General features: G+C 56.7%; 2 protein-coding genes. One reads left to right on the top strand and one right to left on the bottom strand.

The genetic code is table 11. From position 1 onward, the window contains the following. Nucleotides 1-1,133, bottom strand: a 1,133-nt coding sequence (locus tag WD071_RS12225) for an ABC transporter substrate-binding protein (protein WP_368048668.1), incomplete at its 3' end; no start/stop codon positions are given. Nucleotides 1,134-1,397: 264 nt separating this feature from the next. Between WD071_RS12225 and WD071_RS12230 the strand changes: the two genes are divergently transcribed. Beyond that, on the top strand, nt 1,398-2,012 hold the full coding sequence (locus WD071_RS12230) for an AAA family ATPase (RefSeq protein WP_368048669.1): 615 nt from the start codon (nt 1,398-1,400) through the stop codon (nt 2,010-2,012). Nucleotides 2,013-2,186 lie beyond the last annotated feature (174 nt).

The raw sequence follows: 2,186 nt of genomic DNA on the forward strand, positions 1-2,186 counted from the left end.
TCCACCAGTTCCCCGATGCGCGGCGTATCGTTACGACCCATGACTTCAACTTCCAGACCATCCACATCCACGCCGTCGGCTCGAGCTTCGGCGAGCAGTTCCAGGGCGCGTTGCAGGTCATATTCATACTGTTCCAGAGTGTCGTTAAAACCGGTCATATCGGGTGTGCCCATCTGGCCCTGAGGGACGGAAGCGAGCCCCAGAATGCTGGACAAACCAGCGTAGTCCACGGCAATAAAGATCGCCTCCCGGACCCGCTCATCCTGCAGCCGCTCATCCGCATACAGCGAGTGATCCAGCCGGCCATACAAATAACGGTCGGAAGGTCCGGTCACGCAGCGGAACTCTTCATACTCGTCAGCTCGCGCGCAGTCTGAAGCCTGAGGCGCGTTCACGATATCCGCTTCGCCGGCCTGCATCATGGCCATGCGTGCTGAAGACTCCGTGCGAAAGCGGAACTCGAGTGCATCGAATTGCGGCTTGTTGGTGCCATACGCCACATCGGCTTCCCAGCCCCACCAATCGTCATAACGACTGGCTTTCCAGTTGGAACCCCGGTTCCACTCGTCAAACTGATAGGGCCCGGTACCCAGCGGATGGGTATAGTGTTCGGACGGGTTTTCTTCGATTTGCCGCTGCGATGTAATACCCGTCAGTGTCATGCGAAAATCCAGCATGGGGTCGGGTTCGGATGAATGAACGATAACGGTGTTGTCGCTTTCCACCGTCGCGGTGATTACACCGGGCCCGGCATATTCCTGAATGGTAAACGCATTTTCAGGATCCCAGACAAATTCAATGGACGTGGCCACAGCCTCTGCATCCATCGGTGTGCCATCGTGGAACGTTACTCCTTCCCGGATATGCAAGCGCAAACGGTCATCGCCGATGCGTTCCCATTTGGTCGCTAAAACCGGCACGAATTCACCGGTTTTCGGGTTGGACATGATCAGCGGCTCGATTACATTACGCAGCCCCGGGGCATTAACCTCCTTGTATATGGCTTGAGCAGCCAGATCCTGCGGTTCCTGGGGTACAGCCACGACAAAGGTTTCGTCTGCCTCGGCTGCGGCGTTACCCGCAAGCAGGATGCCTGCCATCACGATAGATAGGACAAGGTTCTTGTTACTCATATTTGCCTCCCGACCTGCCCGGGACACGGCGTCACAGAGCAGGCTAGTCTTATTGTATTTGTATTTAGTTCGGCTTCGGGCAAGCCTGGAAACCATGACTCATTAACTATTCATGGTTCCAACTGCTGGATTGTGCCCGGCTGCGCTGCTGTCAAGCTAAACAAGGCTTGACTTGTTTTGCAAGCGCTTGCAATAATCTAGTCCTAAGTCGGACCGCCTGTCAACAGCAGCGGAGAAAAATCAACAAAAACGGGGAAACACACCATGAGTTCATCGACAACGACACCCGACACAACCCCTCTGGCCATCGCCATATGCGGCGAATCCGGGGCTGGAAAAACCACCACGACGGGGCTTATTCAGAAACTGGGATTCAACCCCTGTTCAGTTTCGGCGCTGCTGCGGGAAGAGGCCGAATCCGCTCATGACCAGCCAACACGGGCCCAGGTCCAAGAGTACGGACGCCAAAGACAGGAAGCGGAAGGCGCCGATTATTTTGCGCGTCGCCTGTTACGGGACATCGACCCCTTTCATCAGCCGCGAACCGTCATTGATGGCTTACGCAACCTGTCCGAGTTGAGCACACTGCGTCAGGCAGCCCGGGAGGCCGGTGCCCGGTTCGTGCTATTAGCCATGGTGACACCAGACGCCACCCGGTTCGAGCGTGTCCGGTCGCGCGGACGCGCCGGAGACCCGGATACACTGGAAGAGTTCCAGGCGGCCGACACCCGGGCGGCAGGCATATCGGAGGGCGACCGGGCGTTTCAACAAAATGCCGCCCTGATCGACCACGCGGATATCCGCATCACCAACGACCAGGGTATGGACGCCCTGCAATCCAGAATTCAGCAATTGGTTAACGAACTGGTGCTCCTATGACAATACCGACAACACTTAAAGACCAGGATATTGATGCCGTTCATGCGCGGCTACAGCACGTCAGCACCATGATCAGGGATGCCGGCGCTATCGCCCTGGACTACTTCAACAATGCCGGTGAACTCAAGATACGGAACAAGGGCCAGCAGGACTGGGTGTCGGAAGCTGATACCC

The sequence above is a fragment of the Pseudohongiella sp. genome, assembly GCF_040877505.1.
Taxonomy (GTDB): domain Bacteria; phylum Pseudomonadota; class Gammaproteobacteria; order Pseudomonadales; family Pseudohongiellaceae; genus Pseudohongiella.